Annotated in this window: 29 protein-coding genes; 4 read left to right on the top strand and 25 right to left on the bottom strand. The window is 41.5% G+C overall.

Going from position 1 to position 26,858, the window contains the following annotated elements; genetic code table 11:
- Positions 1-57 precede the first annotated feature (57 nt).
- Both K08M4_RS15330 and K08M4_RS22155 read right to left on the bottom strand, forming a co-directional pair.
- Positions 58-612 carry a disulfide bond formation protein B gene (locus K08M4_RS15330; RefSeq protein ID WP_086050495.1) on the bottom strand — a complete coding sequence of 185 codons (555 nt, stop codon included), beginning with the start codon at positions 610-612 and terminating at the stop codon, positions 58-60.
- 9 nt (positions 613-621) lie between these two features.
- Entirely contained in the window at positions 622-777 is a 156-nt protein-coding gene (locus tag K08M4_RS22155) for a DUF5993 family protein (RefSeq protein WP_198299343.1), read from the bottom strand.
- A gap of 291 nt (positions 778-1,068) precedes the next feature.
- Between K08M4_RS22155 and K08M4_RS15325 the strand changes: the two genes are divergently transcribed.
- Positions 1,069-3,333: a hypothetical protein gene (locus K08M4_RS15325; RefSeq protein ID WP_086050494.1), complete on the top strand. Its 2,265-nt coding sequence runs from the start codon at positions 1,069-1,071 to the stop codon at positions 3,331-3,333.
- Here the strand turns inward: K08M4_RS15325 and K08M4_RS15320 are convergent.
- The 4 genes from K08M4_RS15320 to K08M4_RS15305 all read right to left on the bottom strand — a co-directional run bounded on the left by K08M4_RS15320 (position 3,327) and on the right by K08M4_RS15305 (position 5,454).
- Positions 3,327-4,382, bottom strand: a complete 1,056-nt coding sequence (locus K08M4_RS15320; protein ID WP_010431932.1) for an AI-2E family transporter — start codon at positions 4,380-4,382, stop codon at positions 3,327-3,329. The genes K08M4_RS15325 and K08M4_RS15320 overlap by 7 nt on opposite strands.
- Positions 4,383-4,482: 100 nt before the next feature.
- Positions 4,483-4,695 (bottom strand): hypothetical protein, encoded by a 213-nt coding sequence (locus tag K08M4_RS22335; protein ID WP_016795981.1) that lies wholly within the window; start codon positions 4,693-4,695, stop codon positions 4,483-4,485.
- Entirely contained in the window at positions 4,682-5,170 is a 489-nt protein-coding gene (locus K08M4_RS15310) for a hypothetical protein (protein WP_086050493.1), read from the bottom strand. The genes K08M4_RS22335 and K08M4_RS15310 overlap by 14 nt, the downstream gene beginning before the upstream one ends.
- A gap of 35 nt (positions 5,171-5,205) precedes the next feature.
- Positions 5,206-5,454 carry a hypothetical protein gene (locus K08M4_RS15305; protein WP_010431939.1) on the bottom strand — a complete coding sequence of 83 codons (249 nt, stop codon included), beginning with the start codon at positions 5,452-5,454 and terminating at the stop codon, positions 5,206-5,208.
- Positions 5,455-5,750: 296 nt separating this feature from the next.
- Between K08M4_RS15305 and K08M4_RS15300 the strand changes: the two genes are divergently transcribed.
- Entirely contained in the window at positions 5,751-6,179 is a 429-nt protein-coding gene (locus K08M4_RS15300; protein WP_010431941.1) for a DUF2383 domain-containing protein, read from the top strand.
- 107 nt (positions 6,180-6,286) lie between these two features.
- Positions 6,287-6,697: a hypothetical protein gene (locus K08M4_RS15295; RefSeq protein WP_010431943.1), complete on the top strand. Its 411-nt coding sequence runs from the start codon at positions 6,287-6,289 to the stop codon at positions 6,695-6,697.
- A 188-nt stretch (positions 6,698-6,885) separates the two neighbouring features.
- Here the strand turns inward: K08M4_RS15295 and K08M4_RS15290 are convergent, their stop codons facing one another.
- From K08M4_RS15290 to K08M4_RS15265, 6 genes are all read right to left on the bottom strand, one after another.
- Complete coding sequence (locus tag K08M4_RS15290; RefSeq protein WP_016797856.1) at positions 6,886-7,803, bottom strand: mechanosensitive ion channel family protein; 918 nt, start codon at positions 7,801-7,803, stop codon at positions 6,886-6,888.
- A 41-nt stretch (positions 7,804-7,844) separates the two neighbouring features.
- Complete coding sequence (locus tag K08M4_RS15285) at positions 7,845-9,458, bottom strand: diacylglycerol kinase family protein (protein WP_010431949.1); 1,614 nt, start codon at positions 9,456-9,458, stop codon at positions 7,845-7,847.
- 150 nt (positions 9,459-9,608) lie between these two features.
- On the bottom strand, positions 9,609-10,037 hold the full coding sequence (locus K08M4_RS15280) for a hemerythrin domain-containing protein (protein WP_010431952.1): 429 nt from the start codon (positions 10,035-10,037) through the stop codon (positions 9,609-9,611).
- A gap of 70 nt (positions 10,038-10,107) precedes the next feature.
- A complete protein-coding gene (locus K08M4_RS15275) occupies positions 10,108-10,305 on the bottom strand; it encodes a hypothetical protein (RefSeq protein WP_010431955.1) in 198 nt (65 codons plus the stop codon).
- 8 nt (positions 10,306-10,313) lie between these two features.
- On the bottom strand, positions 10,314-10,484 hold the full coding sequence (locus tag K08M4_RS15270; protein WP_010431958.1) for a DUF1328 domain-containing protein: 171 nt from the start codon (positions 10,482-10,484) through the stop codon (positions 10,314-10,316).
- Positions 10,485-10,526: 42 nt separating this feature from the next.
- On the bottom strand, positions 10,527-11,072 hold the full coding sequence (locus K08M4_RS15265) for a BON domain-containing protein (protein ID WP_017065851.1): 546 nt from the start codon (positions 11,070-11,072) through the stop codon (positions 10,527-10,529).
- 335 nt (positions 11,073-11,407) lie between these two features.
- Between K08M4_RS15265 and K08M4_RS15260 the strand changes: the two genes are divergently transcribed.
- The gene (locus K08M4_RS15260; RefSeq protein WP_010431963.1) at positions 11,408-12,748 is read left to right on the top strand and encodes a sigma-54 interaction domain-containing protein; all 1,341 of its coding nucleotides are present in this window, start codon (positions 11,408-11,410) and stop codon (positions 12,746-12,748) included.
- A gap of 123 nt (positions 12,749-12,871) precedes the next feature.
- On the opposite strand, the gene K08M4_RS15255 is transcribed toward K08M4_RS15260, so the two are convergent.
- The 13 genes from K08M4_RS15255 to betI all read right to left on the bottom strand — a co-directional run bounded on the left by K08M4_RS15255 (position 12,872) and on the right by betI (position 26,761).
- Positions 12,872-14,296: an aspartate kinase gene (locus tag K08M4_RS15255; protein ID WP_086050492.1), complete on the bottom strand. Its 1,425-nt coding sequence runs from the start codon at positions 14,294-14,296 to the stop codon at positions 12,872-12,874.
- Between the two features lie 78 nt (positions 14,297-14,374).
- Entirely contained in the window at positions 14,375-14,761 is a 387-nt protein-coding gene (locus K08M4_RS15250) for an ectoine synthase (RefSeq protein WP_010431969.1), read from the bottom strand.
- 13 nt (positions 14,762-14,774) lie between these two features.
- Positions 14,775-16,040, bottom strand: a complete 1,266-nt coding sequence (ectB, locus tag K08M4_RS15245) for a diaminobutyrate--2-oxoglutarate transaminase (RefSeq protein WP_010431972.1) — start codon at positions 16,038-16,040, stop codon at positions 14,775-14,777.
- 35 nt (positions 16,041-16,075) lie between these two features.
- Positions 16,076-16,609, bottom strand: a complete 534-nt coding sequence (gene ectA / locus K08M4_RS15240; RefSeq protein ID WP_010431975.1) for a diaminobutyrate acetyltransferase — start codon at positions 16,607-16,609, stop codon at positions 16,076-16,078.
- Positions 16,610-17,073: 464 nt separating this feature from the next.
- Entirely contained in the window at positions 17,074-17,334 is a 261-nt protein-coding gene (locus K08M4_RS15235; protein WP_009845972.1) for a DUF5062 family protein, read from the bottom strand.
- Positions 17,335-17,562: 228 nt separating this feature from the next.
- Positions 17,563-18,219 (bottom strand): Qnr family pentapeptide repeat protein, encoded by a 657-nt coding sequence (locus tag K08M4_RS15230; RefSeq protein WP_086050491.1) that lies wholly within the window; start codon positions 18,217-18,219, stop codon positions 17,563-17,565.
- A gap of 445 nt (positions 18,220-18,664) precedes the next feature.
- On the bottom strand, positions 18,665-19,147 hold the full coding sequence (locus tag K08M4_RS15225; RefSeq protein WP_004732429.1) for a MarR family winged helix-turn-helix transcriptional regulator: 483 nt from the start codon (positions 19,145-19,147) through the stop codon (positions 18,665-18,667).
- A gap of 380 nt (positions 19,148-19,527) precedes the next feature.
- On the bottom strand, positions 19,528-20,724 hold the full coding sequence (choV, locus tag K08M4_RS15220) for a choline ABC transporter ATP-binding protein (RefSeq protein ID WP_086050490.1): 1,197 nt from the start codon (positions 20,722-20,724) through the stop codon (positions 19,528-19,530).
- Between the two features lie 2 nt (positions 20,725-20,726).
- Positions 20,727-21,569: a choline ABC transporter permease subunit gene (gene choW / locus K08M4_RS15215; RefSeq protein WP_009845976.1), complete on the bottom strand. Its 843-nt coding sequence runs from the start codon at positions 21,567-21,569 to the stop codon at positions 20,727-20,729.
- A 95-nt stretch (positions 21,570-21,664) separates the two neighbouring features.
- On the bottom strand, positions 21,665-22,636 hold the full coding sequence (locus tag K08M4_RS15210; RefSeq protein ID WP_086050489.1) for a choline ABC transporter substrate-binding protein: 972 nt from the start codon (positions 22,634-22,636) through the stop codon (positions 21,665-21,667).
- A gap of 145 nt (positions 22,637-22,781) precedes the next feature.
- A complete protein-coding gene (gene betA, locus K08M4_RS15205; protein WP_086050488.1) occupies positions 22,782-24,509 on the bottom strand; it encodes a choline dehydrogenase in 1,728 nt (575 codons plus the stop codon).
- Positions 24,510-24,581: 72 nt separating this feature from the next.
- Positions 24,582-26,042, bottom strand: a complete 1,461-nt coding sequence (gene betB, locus K08M4_RS15200; RefSeq protein WP_086050487.1) for a betaine-aldehyde dehydrogenase — start codon at positions 26,040-26,042, stop codon at positions 24,582-24,584.
- A 116-nt stretch (positions 26,043-26,158) separates the two neighbouring features.
- Entirely contained in the window at positions 26,159-26,761 is a 603-nt protein-coding gene (gene betI, locus K08M4_RS15195; RefSeq protein WP_086050486.1) for a transcriptional regulator BetI, read from the bottom strand.
- Positions 26,762-26,858 lie beyond the last annotated feature (97 nt).

Genomic DNA, 26,858 nt, shown 5'->3' with positions numbered 1-26,858 from the left:
TTACATACAAAAAGAGCGAGAGGTTAGCCTCTCGCTCTTTTTGTTCCAATCCAGAAATTATCCACCAGAACCTTGATTAAGTAACCAATAGCTCACCGGATTATCCGGACACTGATAAGGCCCGCACTCTACAAACGTAGCAATAGCATTCAATGCCACCACTGCGATAGCCAGCAGACAAACAATCCGCCCGAAATTACTCATCTTGTAAAGTTCATGAGACTCGGCCTTATTGGTCAGCATCAAGATCACGGCAACACCCAATATGGTTGCAGCGAACAACACAAAGGCCCAAGTGTAATAATGCATCCCAAAAATAGGGCTACCGTAACCAGGAGTACCCGGAATCACGTGTAGGGAAACTTGTCTTAACGATGTGGCGACACCATACAAAGCGCCAATTAGCACAACCCCATAGTGACGAGGTTGAGGCCCATAAACCACATTCAGCATGAAGCCAAACGCGACCATCACAAAGCCAATTCGTTGCAGTAAACACAGTGGGCAAGGAAGTTCATTGAGGACAAACTGAAGAATAAAGCCGATCAACAAAACGGCTGTCATACCCAGTAACCCAAGCGTATTCAGAAGAGTTAACTGATTTCGATTCATGCTCGCTCCTTACAATAAGATCGACAAAGGGTCAGTCGCATGGTGATTAAACCAATACAAACCAAGGATCACAGAGCCAGCGAAAAAGCCATACGCGGCGGTCTTCTTGCCGAAAAACCCGTACACCATCGCCACAAGTAACAACAAAAATAATAAAGACATCATAAGAGGCATCCTCTCCTTATTTATCGAGTTCACTCAAGGTGAACGTCATAAAAATATCCACACCTACGCCCTTAATCATGCAACTTCGGTAAATCTATGGATTACGGATTTAAAATCATCAACTTAATAGTTGTTAGTAACCTCTAAGCTGTCAAGTTAGAGACGATAATTTCATTGACAGGGTTTGCTACACTTATATCGCTCTGAGAACGTTTTGTTATTCTTGCTTTAGCGAGTCTCCGGTATTTATTGATCACTACAAGGTGACTCCCATCGTAGCTAGGAAACTTCATGAAAAAACACAGTACCTCGTTATGGTCACTCCTCTCCTTTATCAGCCTCGCACTTCCAAATGCCAGTTTAGCTAACTACGCCATTGTGCTACCCGGCCAGCATGAGCAAGGGAACAACCTGCAAGGATCTGCTGTATCAGCAGACAAAGTGATTGATTGGGAGATTAATAACAGCGATTTGGTATTTGGGGCTTACGGCAATAAAAGTGACAACGAAAAAGCCAATAGTATCGGCTATATGTACAACCAAAAGTTAGAACTAAATTCGGGAGCGTTGGAAAACGAAATTAGAAACGCCACAAAGCGAAATGGCATTGATTACGAAGACTTTTTTCTACACTTTTCAGAAGACACAATTCTTGCAGAACCAGACTCTACACACGGTGAAAATACAATTTTAAATCGCAAGCCTATGATCGTTGGCTATACCGCAGATGAAATGCATGCGGGGTTTTCGCTTTATCAACAACCGCCTTGGGATGCCGATGTGTTTGAAAACTTTGAGCAAGGTGGGGCGCTCTATATTTACCACTCTGAGAAATTCAATCACTTAGCATTTGAATTTTCACGCTTTGCGCAGGGCGGAGAATTTCAGATTGAGTATCCATCGTCGATGAACGTTCAGGGCAAAGTTACGGCATGGTCTAGCGTCGTTATAACGGAAGACAACACAAGCAACATGACCCAGAACCAAGCCGTAAACTGGCAAGTACCATCTAACTGGGCAAGAGCAAGCACTCACGATGGAAGTGGCCAGAGTTATGGTGGAGGTCAGTATTTTGGTTCTACGTTTATTCGAGATGGCGGGCGTTTATACGTTGTTAGAGTGCGCTGGGAAGGGAGCCGAAATGATATTCGGCCTCGCTTAAATCACGTTCAATTAAAGAACTATTTCCCAAAAATAGAATTCAAAGATCTGCAGTCTTCCAAGACAGATCTGCAATCTTCCAAGACAGACCCGCAACTACCAAAAGAAACTAACCATTGGCGAAAAATCCGTGGTTTTGACCAATCAGCCGATCTCGACCAAGACAACTATTTATCATCTTATGAGTATGAAAAAAGGAACAACAAATTGGCTACAGCTCGATTTCGTTGGGAGTCACGCGTTATTCCTTTCGGTCGAATGTGGAACCAAAACTCATCGTGGTCATTGACCAACCTTGCTAACCCAGACCTACTGATGTTGATGCGAAACTACTATTCCAAACATTGGGGGCAGCAAGGGCTCAATGGCGCCTACAACGACGATACCAATAAGCTTTTAGGCGGTAATCAATTTGAGGTTTATTCAGGGGGAACCGTCAGTGAGCTTGGGGTTGTCGTAGGCTCTGTCGAGGCTGATAATCTCTACAAACAACAATTCTCTAATTTTCTCAAACGCTTGCAGATTAACAAGGACACAGCCTCGGTAGGTCTCAATATAGGAACGGCCAATCTGTATGGCAAAAATGGACAATCACACCTGATTGAAGCCGGAAATTTGTATTTTAGAGAGCACTACCTGTTCCCTTCCACTGGTTTTAGTGGCTATGCTGGACTATCTAAGTTTTGGGACAACTCAGCGTTAGCTAACACTGATTCAAACGTTATATTCCAAGCCACTACTCGCTATGGGCGCGTTCAATACCTAGGTAACAGCCAAGATAACTGGCAACAAGATCAGTATTCAACCCTCGCTATTTATTACCTCAGCTACCAGCCACAACATAGTTATTTTAACCAGTGGAATAGCAGTTATGTGTATGGCAGCGGCAATACTACCGAAGAGAATTTTTGGAAGAGTGGTGTGCCGAAAAACATCGCTTACCGACCGACACAACTGCTCAAGGTCGACCTAGGTTCTCCAGCCAACCGGATTCCAAATAAATTAGAGCCCATTCCGTTGATGCTTTCGACCACACTCTCGACACCTAGTGACTACACCATTGTCGGCGATTCAACCAAGCACCAAGTTGTGCATGCTGATCTGCCAAACGGTAAGGTTCAGCTGTTACCAACCTATACCTATTTTCTTTATCGTTCGGAAACAAACATCGTAGAGGGAGGCCCACAAGAGATGGTGCTCGCGAGAGAGTTTGAGCAAGGTCGCGTACTTTATCGAACCGATTTCTATGGTAAAAATCGTGACTTCTATTTGGTACCTAAACTCAGTATTCCATTAAACAAGCCAATGAGGCCGGTCGATACAAATGGCAACATTGGAGACTATGTGAAAGAAGTGACGCTGAGTGGTTATCAAGGCTTACTTCTGCTCTACTGACCTTTATGAGCATTCAACCTTGGATGTCTTAACTGTTCAAAAAATACATTCACACAGACAAGTAATGGGACCCCTACTAGCATTCCCATAGAGCCCCATAGCCAACCCCAAAATACAAGCCATACAAATAAAATCAGCGGATTGAGACTAAACCTTTTCCCCAGTAATGTAGGAGTAACCAATTGGCTTTCTATCAAATTAATCGCTAGGAAGATCGCAGCGACCGTCAATGCGTAGCTAAACGACTCAAACTGTATAAAAGAGACTAAAGCAAAGCACGTAACTGAAACCATCGGGCCAAGATAGGGGATAAAATTCATTAAGCCTGCAAAAGCGCCCCAAAGGAAAGGGTCTTGCAATCCCATCATATAAAAAGCAAAGCCAACAGTGAGTCCTAAGCAAACATTAATGATGGTGATGGCGCCTATGTAACGAGACAAATCCTTTTGAACAACTTTAACCAATTCAACAGCCCTACGCTTATCTGAAAAGCATTCAAAAAGAGATAAGCTTTGAGAATAAATTTTTCGACCGTAATTCATCATGAAATACGCCATAAGAAACGCAACCAACAACTGAGTAACAATGGTTGGTGTTGTCGTAAGCACTGATTCTATAATGGAAAAAGCCGTGTTATTGGTAAGCCCATCATTGGTAACAGTACTACTCATGGAGAACCCGGTGGCGTCAGTTAAGCGACTGTTTTGAGTAACCTCACTCACTTCATTAGATACATTCTCAACCAACATTGGTAATTTTGACCACCATTGCTGAGCGGGCTCACTCAACATATTCAAACTAATCACAACAAAGCCAATAAAACCAATAAGTACAGCCATTACGTTAATAACTCGAGGGATACCGAAGCGAGTAAGGTAGTTAACTAGAGGGCTACATAGCAAAGAAATAAAAGCACCAAAGATGATTGGCAACAAAAATGGCTTGGCGATATGTAATGTAAAAATAGACATCATGAGAACAGCAAGGAGCATAAAACTAGTTTGCAACACACTTCGTTGTCTAAGAATACTGTATTTTTTTGATGTCATTTTATTCCTATGAGTAGGAGGTTTTGTTTTTGAGGCTTCGTCAATTTGAATCAGGCACTCGATACCGTCAGCCAACACTAACTTGAATTAAAAATGATGGTTACTTAAGTAAATTAAGTATTAGCGATAGCTGTTTATAACCAAAAACAGACGATTTAAAACGATGAGTTCGATTCAAAATTACAACACCAAGGCCTGTGATGCCAAGAGCATACAAGGGGTACTTGTGAACAAACTCTTTTCCTTTGTGACGAATAAGTCCCATACAAAGTGCAACTTGACGAGCTCTACTTCTCCCCTCAAGTCTTTTCATTTGAATCTGTCTTTGTCGATTCTTGAGTGATGACATGTAACCCCTCCTTCAATTGCTCTTTCGTACATTCAAAACCTATAAATTGCTTTAAGTAACTAGAACGAAGTACCAAGCATATTAGAATCAAACCGAGTGTGAATATAAACGCGCCGTAACCCGCTAACAGATTCAAAGTGAAGTAGTAGATCACTACTCCAGCACCGACGGCGATACTAAAAAGAAACAGCGGTAACAACGCAACAAAGAGGAGCTGAAACACAAGACGCTTTTTAAATGCATCAACACTATTGCGAAACTCCAATAAGAAAAGCTCTAAGGTCGATTGAGACCATTGCTGGGTATGTGTCTGTAATATAGCTAAGTCTTTCCACAATCCATTTAACTCAGAAGCAGAACGTTTAAGATCATCCACCTTACGATCGCTCGATTTATCATTGGCAGAGTTTACTGGATCATTTTGACTATTTACCTGCATAACGGTGCTCTCTCAATTGCGATGTTGATATATGGCTATTTGATTAACTTCGAGACAGCCCAACCAGCGAGAAACGCACAGCCAACACTCAATAATGGACGCTCTTTAATGATGTTTTCCGCTTTCTCAGACGTGTTCTTCACACTTTCAGAGCTGGCCTCGAGAGTTTCATGGACCGCCTCTTTCACATTTTCGATAACTTCTACTGCGGCCTCTTCAGCTTTTTCATAAGTTTCTTCAATTTGTTGTTTGGCTTCTGAATTTTTAGCGTTTGACTTTGGCATAAGTTTTCTCCTTATTTGATTATCATAAGCCAGAGAATAATATTAATCTCTAGCTACTTTAATAATCAATGCTAGCATCGTGCCAACTTTCACAAGTACCAGAATAATTGAAGATAAGCTCCCATATCATTAATAAATGGCATTAATCAATGTAATAATTTCACTAGAAAACATCTATTAATGTATTTTTTACAAAAACAAAGTAAAACCTTAGACGAAACAAGCTGAATATAGGGTTATTAATTGGCATAAAAAATGCAATAAACCAAATACAGCTTAGAACCAAATGAGGATTCATGAGAAACCAAAGTATATTATCTATTGTTAACCTGATAAAAAGTGGAAATATTATTTACGAAAAAGCGATATCCAACATAAGAAGTGAAAAGATGGCAAAAAATCTTTTTGATATCTACACGGTAAAGAAATGTGCAGAGTTAAAGTTACAATCTTTAACTTACTACTCAAAAATACATCAAGAACAGATACCCGCTAGTTATACGATAAATGCCAGAGAGCGCTGTATTGAAGCGGAAGATACAAAAGGTAAAAACAATCAAGAGCTCTATTTAAAGCACCTAGAAGGTGTCGAGACAAAGATCATTTCCGACATTGAATCACTGCTAGAAACTAACCCTGATTTAGAAGGGAGAAGAAGATTAAAAGTGGTAAAAAATGAAATGGAATCATGTCGAGACCAAATACACAACATGCGTCAGAATTAGTTATTAGCGAATGATGGTTGGAAATCAGAATCAAAGAAAAGGCTTATTTTAATTATTATAAATCAACTGAAATTATAAATACTACTGAGATAAAAAGGAGTAATGATATGTTGTTTAAAAAGGACAATGATCCCCTTGAGGTAATTCACTATAAAGGCATAGAAAAAATACTATGTACATTGAAAGATCACTACTTCTCATGTGTTGACCTAATTGAACAGAAAGCACATGGGAACATTGCAAGAGCTGCAAATCGATTTATAAAAGTTGAACGTTCATTAATAAACGAAGTAAACACCAAGTTCTGCATTAACAATGAAGTTAATGACAATGACATATTGAGTCAGCCCCCTGCGTTAATTGTTAGTTATAACGATATGTACCAGAGTAATTTAAGCCTAATTTCTTACCTCAAAAACACTATTAGAAAGTTTAACAATCAACATATGTCTGCTTTTTTTTCCTATTGGGTTGCGGCGTTGCAAGTTGAAAATGATGAGATAGCAAAGCATTTGTAACAGATATAACCCATCTAAAATAGATACGATTAATTAACTTGAGAAGAGAATCAAAGCCTACAACACAATCATTAAACAGTGGGAATAATCTAGGTTTAATTCTGATCTAATTCTGACATCACTCAAAATAAAAAGCGTCGAGGCATATTGCCTTGACGCTTTTTTACGAGAGGGACCGCTATGTTATTCTAGGAAGCGTCATCGACAGCCCCAGTCATCATTCTAGACAGACTTTTACCGCCTTTGGGATCAAAATCAAGTGTTCTAATCGGAAACGGTATTGTCATTCCAGCCTCTGATAATGACTCTTTAACCGCTATAATACCGTCGTGCTTTGCGTCCATATAACCAAAACCTCCTGGGTACTCAATCCAAAACCAAACCAATAAGTTAACGCTACTATCAGAAAAGCTTGAAGCGTAAACCGTCGTATCTTCTTTCCGACTAACATAAGACTTTTGGTTTATCGCTTTGGTTATCACCTCAGCGGCTCTTTTAGGACAGTCTGCGTAGGAAATCCCCACAGGGATCTCGACCCTTCTTCGTCCTTTTCGACTGTAGTTCGTCAAAATATTTCGGAAAACCATCTTATTGGGAATCATGACGTGTTGACCAGAGAACGTTTCAACCAGTGTATTTCGTAAGTTTATTTTGACTATGGTACCCATGACATCGTTGGAACCAACAACATCGCCAATTTTAAAAGGTTTACGAATACTCATTGTAATACCTGAAATGAGGTTCTCAGTCATATCTTGAAAAGCAAAACCGATAGCTAAACCTAGAATACCGGCACCGGCAAGCAACGATGTAACCGTACCTTGGAGCCCAACAAAATCTAACGCGACAAAAAATCCAATAGTAACAATGGTAACCTTAACAATAGAAGCCAGTAAGTTAATGACTTCTTGAGAGTCGACAACTCTATTGCTCAATCTTTTAAACAACTTACCGCTTATGTTGGCAACAAAGATAAAAATAAGAAACGTAACAAAAGCAACAATCAGGTTAGGGATAAGTTTAATTGCTTCAACTAACCAATGCTCTAACTTACCCTCTATCAGATGCTGAAACTTCTCTAAGTTAAAAGAGAGATTCATTTCCATGGTGTCTCCTTCTTATTCAATATGCGGATTATTCAATACATTCATGGAATACAAACCGTTAAGGCTTGCTTATCAATACTTATCTCCAGTGAATCAGCCGAATACGTCTCTCCATCAATCACGTATGAAATAGGTCGGTCAGAATCAATTTTAACGAGCTGTGCCGAAGCATAAGTAAAGTAACTAGCTTGTTCTTTCGCTCCGAGACTCGATAACAACAGATCAGATAGAGCGATAGCTCGTTTACTAAGTGAATTTGTATTTTCCAAATAGGTAATATGCAGCTTCCCATCATCCGGCCTAGGAGGCTGTCCCCCTTGAGCAAGCACAGTACTAAAAGGGGAAGAGTTCGCCACGACCAAACTTTGTAGTTTCATACTTTGTGATGGTTGGTCATCGATTGAAATTTGAAAATGTTGATTATCGTCGGTGATTACTGCATTGAAGAACCCAGTCAAATACGCGAATTGCCCTTTTTCATTTTTTTGTTCTCGATGTGCGTAATCGATCATCTGTTCTTCAAACCCAATACCAAGAAGCAGTAATATTGGTTGTTGATTACAGAACGCCAGATCGATTCTTTTTGAGTTGCCAGATAAAATAGCCTCACACGCTTTTTCAACAGGCGATATTTTCGAGGTCAATCCATAAAGCATATGACATAGAGCGTTCGCGGTACCCAAAGGTATAATCCCGAGTTGTGTATCAGTCTTCCTAACTTGCCTTGCGACTTCACTAACCGTCCCATCGCCACCTGCAACGATAATATGCGCAGTATTCCGGTCTTTGGCCTGCTTAGCTAATATTTCTGCTGATACTTCTTGGCTAGTAAGAAAAATATCTAAACTATACTTTCTCGTAAGTTCACGAATAACCTGTTGTTCATTCGCCAACCATTTACCACCACCTGCAACAGGGTTGGCAATAAGGCAAGCTTTATGGCCAAGAGTGAGCAAACCTTTATCACTGATTGCTTGAAGTGTTTTTAGTTGTAGATGGTTCAATTGGGCTGTACTTCGCACGTCGTTAATACTTTTCAAGACCTGCTCTACAGTAAGTGACGGATTTTTTGCTAAAAGATAGGCAGCTACGACAAAGACAGAACGTCCTCGACCGAGAGCACAATGCACAACAACCGATCTAGATTGATTGATTTGGGTATCGATCCAATTTATAGCATGTTTAAGCTTATGCATTTTAGGGACTTTATGATCAAGAACCGGGGTGTTTAAATAGCGAAATTGATCACCGGTCATTGCACTTTCTAAACCAGAAAACTCAGCTGTAACATCTACAATACAATGGATGTTTTGAGATTCTAAGAACGATAAATCTGAAGGGAACAAACGACGAGATACATATAAACCTTTTCCAACCTTCTGTATTGGTTCAACTTTATCTCTTTTAATTGCCCATGCATTGTACAGTCGAACACCTAAGAAGAATGGAATGAAGATCCATCTAATCCACCACACTATTTTCCCATCGCTAGTCTTCCTAAATATTGACGGCATATCGAAGATGTAGGCAACACTAACGATGAACATCGACAAACTACACCAGGCAAAAACACCACGGATTATTAGCTGTGGTATAAGAGCAGCAGCAAAAAAACAAGCTATAGCAAGAAGCATATAATATTTAATAATAAACATGTTACGCCTTAATTTATCCGTTAATTTAAATATATTTATCCGTAAATTTATCTATCTCTAAATTAAATAAAAGAAGGGCTCAAGAATGAGCCCTTAGCTTGATAACAAAGCAGTTTTATACTTATTTAAAGAATTTGATTACTTCGTGATTCAAGCAACCTCTTTTTCATATTTACGAGCTAATGTTTCTTTTTGTTCAGTATCTAAGACTCGACCTGCGGTTTGAAAAAAACGCTGCTCTTCTTCTTCTAAATGATGTTCAACCTTATCTTTTAATGTTTTCATTAAAACAAGCCAAGCTGGTGAAGACATCTCTGTATCATCGAGTTGAGCGAGTATTTTGTCGATTCCATGATGTTCAGCGATTCCATGTCTAGTCATGTCAATGGATTGATCACTCTCGATCAAAGGTGCATAAAAATGGCGCTCTTCTGCAATCGCATGCTTGGTTAACTCATCCTTAAGGTTAACATAGAGTTCTTGCCTAGCTTGTGTGTCTCCCGAAGTTTGGAGTAACGCATCCATCAAAAGTCGTTGCTTTTCATGACTGTCTTTGAGCACATCAAATATATTTTTCATGTCTAATTCCTACTTCATTGGTTTATTTTTATGAGGATTTTGGCATCTCATTGCACTCTAGATGACAGTTCTAGCAATCTTCATCTTTCGCATCTAAATGCTCTTTAATATTTTCACAGCTATCTTCTATTGCGTTTTGAGTATCCTCTACAGCCTCATCTACATTTTCCCCGGCTTGTTCCATCGGACCTTCATCACTACATGCCGCAAGTGCAAATGTAATACCCACAATAGTTAAAAAACGGTAAGCGTTCGATTTGATGTTCATATAAACTCCTAATGTTTGTTTTTATTCAGCAACATAATTACCACTGAAACCAGTAGTGATATTGCAAATATATAAAATATGATCTTTGCTACTGTCGCAGCAGCCCCAGCGATACCACTAAATCCCAATAGGGCGGCAATAATTGCGACAATAAAAAATATTAGCGACCAGCGAATCATCGTTATTCCCCAATTTTTAATAAATTACCAATTGTAGAGAGGTTAAATAATATTTAATTTATCCACCACTCTCTCTACATTCGGGGTATTATTTGCTATAGATAAAGCTAAGTCGTGTTCACTGCTTGATGAAACTGAACCTTTCAAGATAACCACACTGTTTTCAGTTTCAACTTGAATATCGCTACCACTAACATTGGTATTCATTAATAAACGAGTGATTACCAGTGTCTTGATGTGAGCATCAGTCAAAGCTTGTACGGCTGCGGGTGTTTTTTCTTTGTCTTCATCAATCACTGTAAGTTCGTTTTTTACAGACTTAACGTCATCTAGGCTTAGCACTAACTCTTCTGCCAAATCTTTCTCTGTTTCATTTTTAACCGAGCCAGTTAAAGTAACCACTCGATTTTTAACGTAGGTGTTGATGTCAAATGAGTTTAAATTAGTATTCAGTAATAAAGTCGTTTCTGCTTTTCCATCAATCCACGCATCGAAAGTTTCTTTTTCCCACATGCTATTAGCAAAAACAGTTGATGAAGAAGTTGCAATCAAAGTAGCTAATAATATTTTACTTGCAGTATTTCTCATTAATTATCTCCTCTAGTTAATTGACACTTGTACAATTGCAACCAGCATGCCAACTTTTTAACTGACTGAAAATAAAGGATTTACACTTTAATTTTGAAAATTTACCATTGGTAAAATAATCGGAGGTGTATTAATTACACGAGTATTTTGTAAAAATTATCATCAATGGAGATCCTAGAATAATTAATATCAATACTGTTAATTAGCCACTTCTACTATCAGTAATATTGTAACTACATTTAAAAGGTGGCGTATAGTAAATGATAGATTCGTATTTGAAGGACATCATGTTATTATCAAGGTCGTTTTCTGTCGTACAAAAAGAGAGTTAAATCATGTCATTACCGACACTGTTTATAGAGTTAAAAGATGAATTATTGCGGTCTAAAATAAACTCTCTAGATGAATTATCAAGCTTTGAAATAATTCAAAGTACTATGGATGTTCATTGGATTGACAAGCTACAACAACTGCAACCAGATACTGCTATTGTTGAAGTCTCTCGATTTACTAACGATGATTTTAAGTCCTTATCGAGTGCAACAGGATTGGACGAAATGGACTTGATTATTATCAGTACAGGTACGCCAAACAAAAATTTAGACATGATGATGAACCATGGCGCAATCTTCCATTATAGAAAGCCCGTCGACATGCAAATATTGGAAGATACCCTTGCAGACTTCAGTCAATACTTCCTCCAGAAGCAGGAAGAAGGGCGTAAAGTGTCCACCAGCGATTTAGACCAGTTCGGTATGTTAGTCGGTTCTTCTAAGCCCATGCATAAGCTGTATCGAACTTTAAGAAGAGTCGCGAAGACTGACACCAATGTTTTGATTGTCGGCGAAAGTGGGGCAGGTAAAGAATTAGTCGCACAAACGATTCACCTTGCCAGTGATCGTAAAAACCAACCTTTTATTGCGATCAACTGCGGTGCTATCAGCCCTGAGTTAGTTGATAGTGAATTATTTGGTCATGAAAAAGGCGCTTTTACAGGGGCGAATCGCACACACCAAGGGGTGTTTAGGCAAGCAGAAGGTGGCACATTGTTTCTCGACGAAATCACCGAAATGCCACTTGAACACCAGGTCAAATTACTACGAGTTTTAGAAACAGGTGAATATCGCCCTGTAGGCAGTAATGCAACGAGTATCGCTAATACTCGAGTCATTGCAGCGACAAACCGAGATCCACAAGTCGCTATTGAAGAACAGTTTTTGAGAGAGGATCTCTATTTCAGGTTGGCTCACTTCCCCATACATGTCCCTCCATTGCGTGAAAGAGGCGACGACATCGTCGGCTTAGCAAAACATTTTATTGCTCATCGCAACGCAAATGAAACCACTGCGAAGACCATTTTCACATCAGCGCTTCAAAAAATATCAGCCCATGCGTGGCCAGGGAATGTCAGGGAATTAAAACACTGTATTGAAAGAGCTTTTATATTGGCAGATGAGACGATTAAAGATGAACACCTAATTTTTGATACTCCTCCTTTAGAAACAGGGACTACCGTTGAGGATATGGTTCCGGCGGGTGTTTCTCTCGAGAAGATTGAGAAAGCGGCGATTATCAATACGCTCGAAGAAAATGAAGGCAACAAAAAGGAAACAGCACAAGACTTGGGAATCAGCATCAAAACGCTTTATAACAAGCTCGATAAGTATCAAGAGTAGTAATACTCATATCTGATGTTGCTGTGTGATCAAAATAGATACAGGCGATCGTTAATTTGCAGTTGATGTTTTGCTTTTCCATGAAATTTTAACAGTGGAGGGTGAGCCCTCCACTGTTAAATTTTATGCTGCATTCACCGATGTCTCGGTTCTTTTATCTTGGTCAAAGAATTCTTCATGCAACGCGCAAATCGCTTGTTGATACTTGTCATCACTCACAACAAATTGCACATTTACGTTTCTCATAGACGAATGTAATGCAATAGGCGTAACACTACGGTTCATCAAAGCCAATACACCATTAGCGAGCGTTTTATTGGTATCAATTTGAGAACCGATCGCTGAGATTATAGCGACCATTCGACCTGAAATAGATGCCTGAGGGTAACGTTTCTCAGCCTTATAAGACACCTTGTTTAAACTCTCGGTGCTACCACCTAGATAATAGGTAATAGAATTGGCGTTCATCTCTTTACCAATAAGGTTAACTCTAGCATCTGCGATAATCTCCATTAACTCATAACTAACATTGTCCGCCTTACCGACCATTCCCTGGTCAAAAACATGTAACGCATATACCTTCTGTTTTCCGGCAATGATCTCAATGTGATTCGTGTCTGGTCGGTAATCAGAAGAAATCAGTGTTCCCTCATGTTCTGGCTCGAAGGTGTTTTTGATTTGCAGTTCTATGCCACTTTCTCGTAACCCAGCAGCCGCATTAGAGTGAATAGCTTCCATACCAAGGTTAGCCAGTTGATCGGCAACATCATAATTAGTTGCCCCAATCGGTTTAACCGAACCTACACCAACGACTTTTGGGTCAGCCGAACTAAAGTGATACTCCTTATGGATGATCGCCAATGATGCCTCAGTAATAGTAGCGATACGACTAAACGTCATCTCACTGTAACCACGATCATAAGTATGCATCAAACCTTCTTTGCAATACGCATAACCAGTTACTATGGGAAGCTCCTCAGTAACATCAATGTCAGAGAAAGCCTCTCTAATCGTATCGTCCAAACTTTGAGGGGTTTTGTTGTCCCAACCAGAAAGGTCAACAAAGGTCGAATTTATACCAATGTTTTTTAATTTAAGAGCCGTGTTGTATGCACTATGTGACTCTCCAATTGAAGAAAGAAACTCTCTAATCTGTGGTAAATAATGTCTCAGTGAAAACTGTCCGTATTGGCACGTTTCAAGAATGTTAGTAATACAGTTTTTGGCTTCTGAAATACGAGACCGGATGAACTTATCTGCTCTCATACGATTCATTGGATCCGCAAAAATATGCTCATTGGTCAATAGCATGCGGCGTTCAATATAAGATAGAGCATCCTTCCACGAATCGTCACGCATCGCTATCAATTGATAGACACCAGGCTTACCTGTTTTTTTACATTCCAACAATGCATCCGTCATACCGCTGTAAGCGGACACAACAAAGATTCGGTTATAAGGATTTTGAGGGCGGAGAATAATATTGTCGAGCACAGCATCAAATGCTGTCATTGATGTACCGCCGATTTTTTCTACGGTAAATGTCATAAAAGACCTTTTGTTCTTGAAGAGATTAAAGACTAAATAATAGGGAGCGGGGTGAGATATCACCCCTGAATATATGGGTTAATCAACGAGTGGATAAACGCCGTTTTCATCGTGTACTTCAGCGCCAGTAATTGGTGGGTTAAACACACAAGCCATTGTCATTTCTTTGTTTTTATATGCGCGTAAATAATGCTCATCATTCTTATCTAGGATGTACAACGTACCGGGTTTGATTGGGTAAGTTTTACCACCAACGACTTCAATCTCCCCTTCACCACTCATACAAAACACAGACTCCAAGTGGTTTTGGTAATGGATATGTGTTTCTGTCGCTTCGTAAATTGTTGTGATATGAAAAGAAAATCCCATATTGTCATCTTTCAATAACATGCGAGTGCTTTCCCAGTTATCCGATACAATACGTCTTTCACTATTACGACATTCATCAAGTGTTCTAACAATCATTTTACTCTCCCTATTACGATGCTTTCTTGAAATGCTTGGTTGCTACCACTTCAACTGAGTCTTCGAAAATAGTTAAACCTTGCATCAATTCCGATTCTGAAATGGTTAATGGACAAAAGAACTTCAAGATTTCATCGTTTGGACCTGCGGTCTCAATTACCATGCCCTTGTCAAAACACACTTTTGCAATCTCATCAGCTGTGTTCCCATCTTTACATTCAATGCCAATCATCATTCCGCGTCCCTTGCGTTGAACAAATAGCTCAGGGAAACGCTTGAGATTGCGTTGAATGACATCATCGACCATGCTTGAGCTACGTTGAATATGATTTTCAAAATCATCATTTGACCAATACATTTCTAACGCTTTAGCAGCAGTAATGAACGCATGGTTGTTACCACGGAAGGTGCCGTTGTGTTCTCCCGGCTCCCACTTGTCTAGTTCAGGCTTTAATAAAACCACAGCCATCGGTAAGCCATAACCACTTATCGACTTAGATAGCGTAACGATATCTGGTTTTATACCTGAAGGTTCAAAGCTAAAAAACGTTCCTGTTCGACCACAACCGGCTTGAATATCATCCACAATAAGTAGGATATCGTGGGCTTTACAGATTTTGCTTAACTTCTGTAGCCACTCATTTGAAGCGACATTTAACCCACCTTCACCCTGAACCGTTTCCAATAAAACGGCAGCAGGTTTATCCATACCAGCGGAATTATCGGTTAACATCGTTTCAAATAATTTTAAACCATCGATTCCAGCGTAACCTTCAAATGGCAAACGCGTAACGTTGTTGAGATTTGAGCCCGCACCTTGCCTGTGGTGTTGGTTGCCTGTAGCAGCCAATGCACCCGCCGTACAACCATGAAAACCATTGGTAAATGCAACAATACTGCTTCGACTTTTTACTTTTTTCGCCAACTTAATCGCTGCCTCAACCGCATTTGTTCCTGTCGGGCCGGTAAATTGAACTTTGTAATCTAATGCTCGAGGTTCCAAAATAAAGCGACTAAGAGCTTCTAGGAATTCAGCTTTGGCTTCTGAATGCATATCCAAGCCATGTGTAATTCCATCCATTTCAATATACTCAAGTAAAGCTTGCTTAAGTATTGGATTGTTATGACCGTAATTGAGAGATCCTGCTCCAGCAAGAAAATCGAGGTAACGATCACCTTGTTTTGTTTCAAGCCAGCAGCCTTTTGATTTAGCAAAAGTGACTGGAAAACTATTCGAGTATGAACGTACGTTAGATTCCTGCTTTTTAAAAATATCCATGATAAGGCCGTTATTTGATTCCTATAAGTTAATGATTATTTAAGGGGTATTCGATACAAATACTCAGTATCGTGCAGCCCTTTAAAATGAACATTTTCATCTAAGAAAGTGGTCACTTTTCCAGTGCTACTATTTTTTGCGTCTAGCTTTTTAAAGAGTGCCCAAGACGCTTGATTTGACTTAGTAATGGTTGTTTCAATAGCTTCTATACTCTTCAGCCACTCTCGACGAAGTAAGCTGTTCAACATCTTGTAAGCTAAAGAGTGACCTCTAAATCGAGGGGCAACTGCAACTTGCCAAATAAAGAGAACATTAGGCTCACTCGGTTTTTGATAACTCGAGATAAAGCCCGCAAGCTCACCTTTGTTCTCAACCAAAATACAAGTTTTACTAAAGTGAGTGGATTGCAAAAAATTGCAATATGACGAGTTGGTGTCTAGTGGCGGACATTCTGAAATCAGTCGATAAATGTCGTTGCCATCTGAAGCTTTGGGCTCGCGAAAACTCCATTCTTCACTCGTTTTTTCTATCACTTCTGGACACAACACCCAAGGCGCTGATGTAATCATACCGAGAAATTCCTTTGAACTCTAATTAAATTCCTTTTTATTATGAGCATTTACCATATACAAAGATCAACACCTTAACTCTTAAAATCAAATTTTATCGACTCAGATCACACTTTAAGGCCTGTTGCATGTATTTAATAATACTTTGAGTTCTAATGTATTTATTAGGGCGGTATAAAACTGAGTGTCTTGAAGGAAATAGACGAAAGGAAATCGTTAGTGCAATTCGTAAAATACGGCGTTCAAGAGCCTATTCGGGAAATACCCGGAATCAAAAAACTATCGAATCCAATGTGGAAGGAAATGAACCGTCACACTCTCACCAGAGTCGGTTGAGGCTCTATTATTGAAACGCAGATACCTAAAACAAAAAAACCTAGCGTGTGATAGCTAGGTTTCTCAAATAAAATCAATTAGCTGTTAATCAAAAGAAACGAGTTTGAGTCAATCGAGTTCAACGCGAATTACTTTAAAGGATCATTATCAGGCAGTGCCTTGTGTATCCATAACGCTAGGCGCTTTTTAATGTTCGCGCCATCAAGCTTACTTTCAGGTAAAGGCGTGATCTGATTAACTCCAACAAGAAACAAGTACACAGCCTTAACTTTTATAGGTTGAGATGAGTGTGGCAAATCAAAGCCTTGTAACTTTGCCATTTTAGAACCGACTTCCAAAGCTTTCTTGAGCAATTTATCTTCATTAATGATCTTCGCGGTTTTCGACATATCATCTCCATCATCTTAATCGAATGAACACTGAGTATATCAAACCGAAAGACTCACAAGATTACTTCGCTCTCAGTTTGAGGAGTCGCTTTGATAAATTGCAGGTTACGGACTCCAAATACGGAAAGCCCAAAGTTATTAACTTTGGGCTTTTCTTCTAACTGCTGTGGGTATTACACCGAGTGATACGACAACCGAGTTTTACAGCGTGATATGCAGAATTAGAAATCAATCAGGCATCACAACAATACCCATGGTTTCAAGCAACTGCTCTTGTTGCCAAGCGACAATCTTAATCCCTGTCGTATCCACTTTGCGAGGGTCTAACCCTTCTAATTCCGCATGACACAAGTTAGCCCCTTGCATACTGAATTGCCCCCATACATCTTCGGAGAACACGCCTCGGCTGAGATCAGACTCTTTCAGTGACGCACCGCCAAGGTAAGTCCCTATCCAGCGGTTTTCAAACAACTCACACTTTTCCAAGCAAGCCTGCTCCAAGTTGGCGTATGACAGGTTACAGCCCGTAATATACGCAGAGCAAAAGTACATCCTGTTGCTTACCTGATTGGCAAAGTTAGCACGAGTAAAATTCGCTCCTTTCAAGTCGCATTCACGCAGCTCAATCCCATAACAATTCGCATTACTAAAGTTCGCCATCGCCAACTGGCAATTCTGGAAACTTGCGTCTCGTAAGTCTGCAATATCAAAGTGGCAGCCCTCGATGTCACCTTGCTCGATGAATTTGCAATTCACAAACGTTGCATCACGTAAGTTCGAACGTCTGAAATCACAACGAATAAACGTACAGGCTGTAAATGTAAGCTCTGATAGATCTTGCTGAGCAAAACTGTGCTGATGATAAGTGCTGTTATTGGTGTTCATTTAGCCCCCTAAAAAAATTAAGCTAAGACTACCATTGCGATCTTAAGAAAACACCAAATTAAAAACCAACAAAAACAGCAACTTAAAACACCTCAATTTAGCCATTTTAAGGCATCAAACAAGCCCTTTAAGGTTGTTATTTTCGTTTTATGATATGCGATTGTCTTGAAAAAAGTTTTGTCGCTTAGAAGTGGGGGGAGATTAGACACAACGAGAAGATCATCATATGTCAGCACAAACTTGATACAATAGCCTATATAGATACCTTCGCTTGATACTTAGTCTTTCGAAAACCTTAGCTTATATCGATAGGCTACAACTGAAAGATGATTTTCATTAGTAAAGTCAGAAAAACTGGGAGGCCAAGATCAAAAAATGGCCGCTTAATGCGACCATTTAATAACTCTTTAAGCTTTTGTTTTAAATAGACAATTTAAAAATAACGTTAGCTTTTGGCTACGTTTGCAATGCCTTCAAGCTGAAGCACTGGAGCAGCGTCGATGTCTTCTGCGTTCATCATTGCTGATACACGCTGCATCGAAGAAAGCAGTAAGCTTTGCTCCCACGTCTCTAGGTTTTGGAATTTTTTAACGAAGTTATCTTGCAGCGGCGGTGGCGCATTGTTTAGCAACTCTTGACCTTTTTCAGTCAGGTTCGCGTGTACTTTACGGCGGTCCGATGAACTGCGTACTCGTTGTACATAGCCATTTAACTCAAGACGGTCGATGATCGTCGTCGTCGTTGCTTGGCTTACATTGGTCTGATTAGACAATTCTTTGATCGTCACATTACCCATTTCTTGGATTGCTCTCATTAAGATTAATTGAGGGCCAGTCAAACCATACTCTTTACTCAGCTTCTTCGAGTGTAAATCGATAGCGCGAATAATTTGGCGAATAGCGACCAGGATTTCGTCATGTTTGTCCAAGATGCAGACCTTTGTACTAATATACTGTGAATGGTTTTACAGCGTCGAAGCGATGAAATGTCTCGAGTGATTACGTCACGCGCGCTCGAATTACACTGTAAATTGATAAATTACTTCATTGATTTTTCCGCATTGTACTGATGTTCATACTATTCTCAATCTTTTCTATACCACTAAACTTGCGTGGTACGGCACTTTTGCTTAATGAAGAGGGAATGAAAGCTTCAATGAAGACAAAAATAATGAACCAGAGAATACAAACTCAAAGAATAATATATTTTAATAATCATAGAGGTAGAGAGATTTAACCCTCTCCTACCAATAAAAAACCAGCCTCAATAGCTAAGCTGAAAAACGAAATTTTACGCAGCGGTATTCATCTAAAAGTTACCCGTTAGCGCGTTGTAAAACTCGCTGTTATCCAAAATCCCTACCAATTGATTGTTTTCAACCAACAGAATTGGGTGGTTACTGATCTGCTTAAGCTTAATCGCATCACGCATACCAATCTCCGGGCTTGTCACTACCACACTAGACGCGTTAATCGCGGTTAGGTCGTCAGACTCGCTCCACTCAACAAGCGCCAAGGTAGATTCACCTTTCACCGATAAAGCACCTTCATTCTGTTCAATCCAGAGATCTTTAGAATCGCAGATCTTCCAGCTTTCATTCTCTTGCGTCAGTGAATCAAGAGGCTGCATTAAAGAACGACCTTTAAGCACATTCAATGGATTGGTGTGAGCAACGAAGTCTTTTACGTATTCGGTTTTTGGCGTCAGTACGATCTCTTCAGGCTTACCGTGTTGAATCAGTTTGCCTGACTCCATGATCGCAATGTTATTACCAATCTTCAGCGCTTCGTCTAAATCATGACTCACGAACAAAATCGTTTTGTTAAGCTTGTTTTGCAATAAAATTAGCTCATCTTGCAACTGCGCACGAATCAGCGGATCAAGCGCTGAAAACGGTTCATCCATAAGAAGAATGTCGGTATCCATCGCAAAGGCACGCGCTAGACCAACACGTTGCTGCATACCGCCAGAAAGCTCATGCGGATACTTGGTTTCCCACTCTGCCAAACCCACCATTTCAAGTTGTTCACGCGCTTTAGCACGACGAACATCTTTGGCTACGCCTTGCATTTCTAGACCAAACGCCACGTTATCTAACACGTTTAACCAAGGCATTAGGGCAAATTTTTGGAACACCATAGAAACGCGGTGAGTACGAAGATGACGCAAGGTCGCTTCGTCGCACTGTTCACCTAAATCAACCTGCTTGTCTCCATCTTTGATCGCCAATGAGCCACGGCTGATCTCATTCAGGCCGTTAACTGCGCGAAGCAAAGATGATTTACCAGAACCAGACAAACCCATCAATACACAGATCTCGCCTTCTTCCACCGTCAGCGACACATTATCTACGCCGACAACTTGACCAGTTTCATCAATGATCTCTTGGCGAGTTTTACCTTGGTCGAGTAGCTCAAGCGCTTGTTTCGATTTATTACCAAACACAACATCGAGATTCTTAATGGTAATCGCGTCCATTGTCTTTTTTTCCTGAGAGTTAGACATGATTAAGCTTCCTTCTGGTTTGGTGTTTTGCACAAGCGGTCAAGGATGATTGCGACTAATACAATCGCTAATCCAGCTTCAAAACCTTGTGAGATGTTCACTGTGTTCAATGCACGAACAACAGGTTTACCAAGTCCGTCAGCACCGACAAGAGCGGCGATAACCACCATCGAAAGCGACAACATAATACATTGGGTTACACCCGCCATGATGCTTGGTAGAGCCGCCGGTAATTCGACCTTCATCAGCAATTTCATGCGGCTGGCACCAAACGCTTTACCCGCTTCAATCAACTCTTCAGGCACTTTAGTGACGCCTAAGTAGGTTAAACGAATCGGTGCAGCTATCGCGAAAATAATGGTCGAGATTAAGCCAGGAACAATACCCAAGCCGAATAGAACCAGAGTTGGAATCAGATAAACGAAAGTTGGGACTGTCTGCATCAAATCAAGGATTGGACGCAAAACTGTATAGAGCCAAGGACGGTGAGCAGCCATGATGCCAACCGGTACGCCAATTAATACGGAAATCGTTGTCGCCGCAAAGACGAGAACAAAGGTTTCCAGCATTTCTTGCCAATAGCCGAGGTTAAGAATAGTCAGCAGTGCTGCGACCACAAATATCACTAGCGAAGGTTTACGGTGTAAGTACCATGCAATCGCAGCAGTCATCACGATTGGCAGAGCAGGCGGCATCCACTTAAATACATCGACTAAAAACATAATGACAGTTTCTAAAAAGATAGAAATAGCATCAAAAAAGCCTGCTGCATTGATTGTTAGCCAATCAACACCCGCTTCCATCCATTGTCCGACAGGGATTTTGTTTTCCGTAATAAAATTCACAATATTGCCTTTTATTATGGGTGGGCTACTTCAAACCAATCGATAAATTGGCAAGCCCACCTTTATTATTTATGTAGCTGTTGAGATAGGTAGAACTAAGCTTTAACTTGCTTTAGGTATTCAGTAACCGCTTGAGTCGCTGATTCACCTTTATGCGTTTTTACGTTATCCAACCAAGCTTCAACTTGTTGAGGGTTCTTGTTCAACCATTGTTGAGCTGCTTTTTCTGGCTTCACTTTTTGGTTAAGAATCTCTTCCATCAACTGGTTTTCCATCTCAAGAGTGAATTCTAGGTTTTGCAGAAGTTGACCGACGTTTGCACACTCAGACAGGTAGTTTGAACGAACGTTGGTGTAAACATTCGCGCCGCCGTAGTTAGGGCCAAAGAAGTCGTCACCGCCAGAAAGGTATTCCATCTCAACATTGCTGTTCATTGGGTGCGGTGCCCAACCAAGGTAAACGATCCACTGGCTACGACGAGCAGCGCGAGATACTTGCGATACCATGCCCGCTTCACTTGATTCCACTAGGCTGAAATCTTTCAAGCCAAACGCGTCAGAATCAATCATTGATTGGATTAAGCGGTTACCGTCGTTACCCGGCTCGATGCCGTAGATGCGGTCTTTAAATTTGTCGGCATGTTTTGCTAGGTCGGCGAAGCTTTTCACGCCAGAGTCGTACACGTATTTTGGTACGGCTAGTGTGTATTTTGCCCCTTCAAGGTTGGCACGCACGGTCTCTACCGTTCCCGCTTCGCGGTACTTAGCGATGTCGCCTTCCATAGTTGGCATCCAGTTACCTAGGAAGACATCAATATCGCCGTTCGCCATTGAAGAGTAAGTAACCGGTACTGAAAGTAGGTCAGTTTTGGTTTTGTAGCCTAGGCCTTTCAGTAGCTCAGAAGTGACAGCCGTTGTTGCGGTAATGTCTGTCCAACCAACATCAGCGAAGCGTACGTTTTCACATTGTTGTGGTTCAACAGAAGCGTTAACACCAAATGCAAATGAGCTGATGGCTAGTGCTGTTAACGTTTTTGTCTTCACGTTCTGAATATTTAGAGTCGTCATAATGGTTCCTTTTTATCTTTCCTTTTGCTGCTCGATATCAACACCGATAGAGAGCAGTTCTTCTGACTTTTGACTAATTTTTGTTGTTACTTTTTGCTTTTCCTATTTTTGAAATATTTTCTATTTTTTAAATAATAACAGAGGCTTACGCTTCTCTTACTGGTTTATTCATTCTTTGCTTGTCTTCCCATTCAGGTGCAATCCATACCGGAACGTTTTGTTCTTTTAAAACGGGCTTGCCCAGAATCAGATCCGAGGCACGCTCAGCAACCATAATGGTCGGTGCGTTAAGGTTACCGTTTGGAATAACAGGGAAAACAGACGAGTCGACAACGCGCAGATTATCAATGCCGCGAACACGACACTCTTCATCAAGTACCGCCATTGGGTCGTTATCTGAACCCATTTTGCAGCCACAAGAAGGGTGATAAGCACTTTCAACGTTCTGCTTAACCCATTCGTCGATCGCTTCATCAGAAGTGACGCTCAGACCTGGCTGAATCTCTTCGCCACGGTAAACATCCATCGCAGGTTGCGACAAAATTTCACGAGTTAAGCGAATGCAATCACGCCAATCTTGGCGGTCTTGTTCGGTCGAAATGTAATTGAAAATGATCTCAGGCTTGGCATGTGGATCAGCCGAAGTGATCGCCACCGTACCGCGACTTTCTGGCTTGTTAGGCCCAACGTGTACTTGGAAGCCGTGACCATCAAAAGCCGCTTGTCCGTCGTAACGCATCGCTGCTGGTAGGAAGTGGTATTGAATATTCGGCCACTTCAATCCCTTGCGAGAACGAATGAACGCACACGATTCAAAGTGGTTAGTGGCACCCAAACCTTTACGAGTCAGAATCCATTCTGCGCCAATCATGCCCTTGCTGACCAAGCCAAGCTTGCTGTTGAGTGTGATGGGTTCGTTGCAGTGATATTGGAAGTACACTTCTAGGTGATCTTGAAGGTTTTCACCGACGCCATTCAGCTCGTGTTTAAGTTCAACGCCTGCCTTTTCAAGTACCGCTTTCGGGCCGATACCAGAAAGCTGCAGCAGTTGAACAGAACCGATAGAACCCGCAGAAGAGATCACTTCTTTGTTCGCCACAGCCACTTGGGTATTGCCTGACTTTTCAAACTCGACACCAACGGCTTTCAGCTTTGATTGGCCTTTTGATGACTGGTCTTTTACGACGAGTGCTTCAAGTAAGAAACGGCGCGCCACGATGCCCTTCTTCAAGGTCAGGTTTGAACGCTTCAATGCTCGACGTAGATAAGCGTTAGAGGTTGAGGCTCTAACACCCTTGTCTACCGTCATATGCATGGTGCCGAAGCCTTCTTGCTGGTAGCCGTTGTAGTCCTGTGTTTCTGGGTAACCAGCGTCTTTACCTGCATCGATGAATGCTTGATAAAGCGGGTTAAGCTCCATATCGTTACCGTTACAAGTGCCGACTGGGCCATTGTCGCCACGGTATTGATCGCCACCTTTATTCCATGATTCAGCACGGCGGAAATAAGGCAAACACGCTTGGTAATTCCAACCGGCAGCACCCTCTTCTTCCCACTGGTCGAAGTCACAAGCATGGCCACGCACGTAAACCATGCCATTGATTGATGAGCTCCCGCCTAACACTTTGCCACGTGGGCAGTGCAGTTCACGTCCATCAAGGCCCGGTTCTTTCTCTGTTTCAAATTGCCAAGCGTACTTTTCAGTATTCATTGGGTAAGAAAGCGCGGTTGGCATTTGGATAAAAATACTCTTATCCGTGCCACCCGCTTCCAGTAATAAAACGCTATGTTCACCGCTTTCCGTTAGCCTATCCGCTAACACACAGCCGGCCGAACCCGCGCCGACGATAATATAATCGTAGCGTTGTTCCATGTTTTGATTTCCCTGAGATGAGTCAGTGGAGCTAGCTCTGTTAAGCTAACCCATAAAATTGAGTGTTACGCGTTAGGCATAAGGGCTGGCGTAGTCGCCAAGTTCAATAAGAATGCTCTTAGTCTGCGTATAGTGAAGTAGGGTTTCTGGTCCATTTTCACGACCAATACCTGAAAGCTTGTAACCACCAACAGGCATTTCTGCCGGTGAGTCGCCCCACGTGTTCACCCAACAAATACCCGCCTGCATTTGATGAATAACACGGTGCGCACGAGAAAGGTTTTGCGTGAACACACCAGCCGCAAGGCCATATTTGGTGTCGTTAGCGCGGCGAATCACATCGTCTTCGTCCGTAAACTTCAACACTGACATCACAGGGCCGAAGATCTCTTGCTGAACGTGAGGCATGTTGTCTTCGCAATCCACAAACACGGTTGGGATAACAAAGTTACCATTTTCGAGGCCGTTATCTGTCACTCGATAGCCGCCCGTCAGCAGGGTTGCGCCCGACTGTTTAGCTAGCTCAATTGCTTCGAGAACTTTTGAAAGGTGTTCTTTAGAAATCAACGCGCCGATCTGAGTCTCCATGTCCATTGGATCACCAATGATCAGCTTCTCAGTGCGTGTTTTAAGTTGGTCGATGAATGCGTTGTAGATCTTTTCGTGTACATAAACACGGGTACCGTTAGTACACACTTCGCCTTGGGTGTAGAAGTTAGCAACCATCGAAGCGGAAACTGCATCATCCAATTTCGCATCATCAAACACGATCATCGGTGATTTGCCGCCAAGTTCCATGGTGACTGATTTCAGTGTCTTAGCACTGTCTGACATTACCGCTTTGCCCGTACCGGTTTCGCCTGTGAACGACACTTTCGCGATGTCAGGGTGAGCCGTTAGCATTTGACCCACTCGGTAGTCACCCTGAACTACGTTAAACACGCCATCAGGAAGGCCAGCTTCAGTAAAGATCTCAGCAAGTTTAATTGCCGTTAGCGGCGTTTCTTCTGAAGGCTTGAAGATCATCGCATTACCCGCAGCGAGTGCTGGAGCCGATTTCCACATTGCGATTTGGATAGGGTAATTCCACGCGCCAATGCCCGCACAGATACCTAGCGGTTCACGGCGTGTGTAGAAAAATTGAGATTCACTAAGAGGTTGTTGATCGCCTTGCAGCGTAGGTGCTAGCCCTGCGAAGTACTCAATAACGTCGGCGCCAGAAGCCACATCGACTTCGATCGCTTCTTGTAACGGCTTGCCCGTATCGACAACCTCAAGGTTCGCAAGGTCATTATTTCGAGCTCTAAGTATCTCTACCGCCTTTAAAAGAATGCGGCTGCGTTCTACGGCTGTCATTGCTGACCATACCGCAAATCCGCGCTTCGCCGATTCAATCGCATTTTCAACGTCAGCTGAAGAAGCTTGGCCAAGCGTTGCGATAGGTTCGCCGTTTGCAGGGTTAATGCTGACGAAAGTTTCGCCTGAGGTAGCGTCAACCGCTTTACCATCGATGTATAACGAGTTCATTTCCATTTGATCTTCTGACTTAATTATTGTTGTTAGACTCTATCGGTCTATGTATTTGTGAATGCATATCGTTGTTGAGAGCGAGCCTTTTAAGCTCACTCACTATAATTTTTGATGACTCATTAATCGCGCTGACACGAGTAAAACGTAAGCTGCTTGTCTAAGTAGTCATTGATGATTGCACGAGCTTTATCGGCGTTAATGCCTTCAGGATTGAGCGTCCCTCTGAGCCAGACCCCATCAATTAATGATGCAATGCCGTGTGCGATCAATTCCGCTTGATCAGGTTGAAAAATCGATTTTAATTCAATAAGTAAGTGAGCAATCAAACGTTTTTCATTCACACGCTGCAGTCTTTTCAGTTGTTGGTCATGCATTGAATAGGACCAAAATGCCAACCATGCCTTCGCGACCTTATTTTCGGCTTGGTAACCTTTGAAGTTACCATCGATGATCGCGTTAATTCTCTGTTGGTGAGCATCAACAGGAAGCGCTTTTAGTGACGTGGTGATGGTATTCGAAAGTTGACGCAGTATTTCTCGCATGGTCTCTTCGAGCAGCCCATGCTTTCCACCAAAATAGTGATTAATAATGCCAGTGGAGACTCCCGCTTCTTTGCTGATCAACGCAATACTCGCGGCATGCAAACCGACTCGATCAATCACCGTCATGGTCGCTTGAACAAGCTGTGGTTTACGTATGTCAGGCATCCCAACCTTGGGCATTTCTTAGTCCTTCTATTTTATATTGAACGTTCAGTTAAATATAAAATGACAGAAGTTTAGTTAGGGTTCAAACGATTAATTTAAACAAACCCGTAAC

Origin of the sequence: Vibrio syngnathi (assembly GCF_002119525.1) — a bacterium.
Classification (GTDB): Bacteria; Pseudomonadota; Gammaproteobacteria; order Enterobacterales; family Vibrionaceae; genus Vibrio; species Vibrio syngnathi.
Note: the sequence above shows the minus strand (reverse complement) of the source record. Positions and strands in the feature narration are given on the sequence as shown.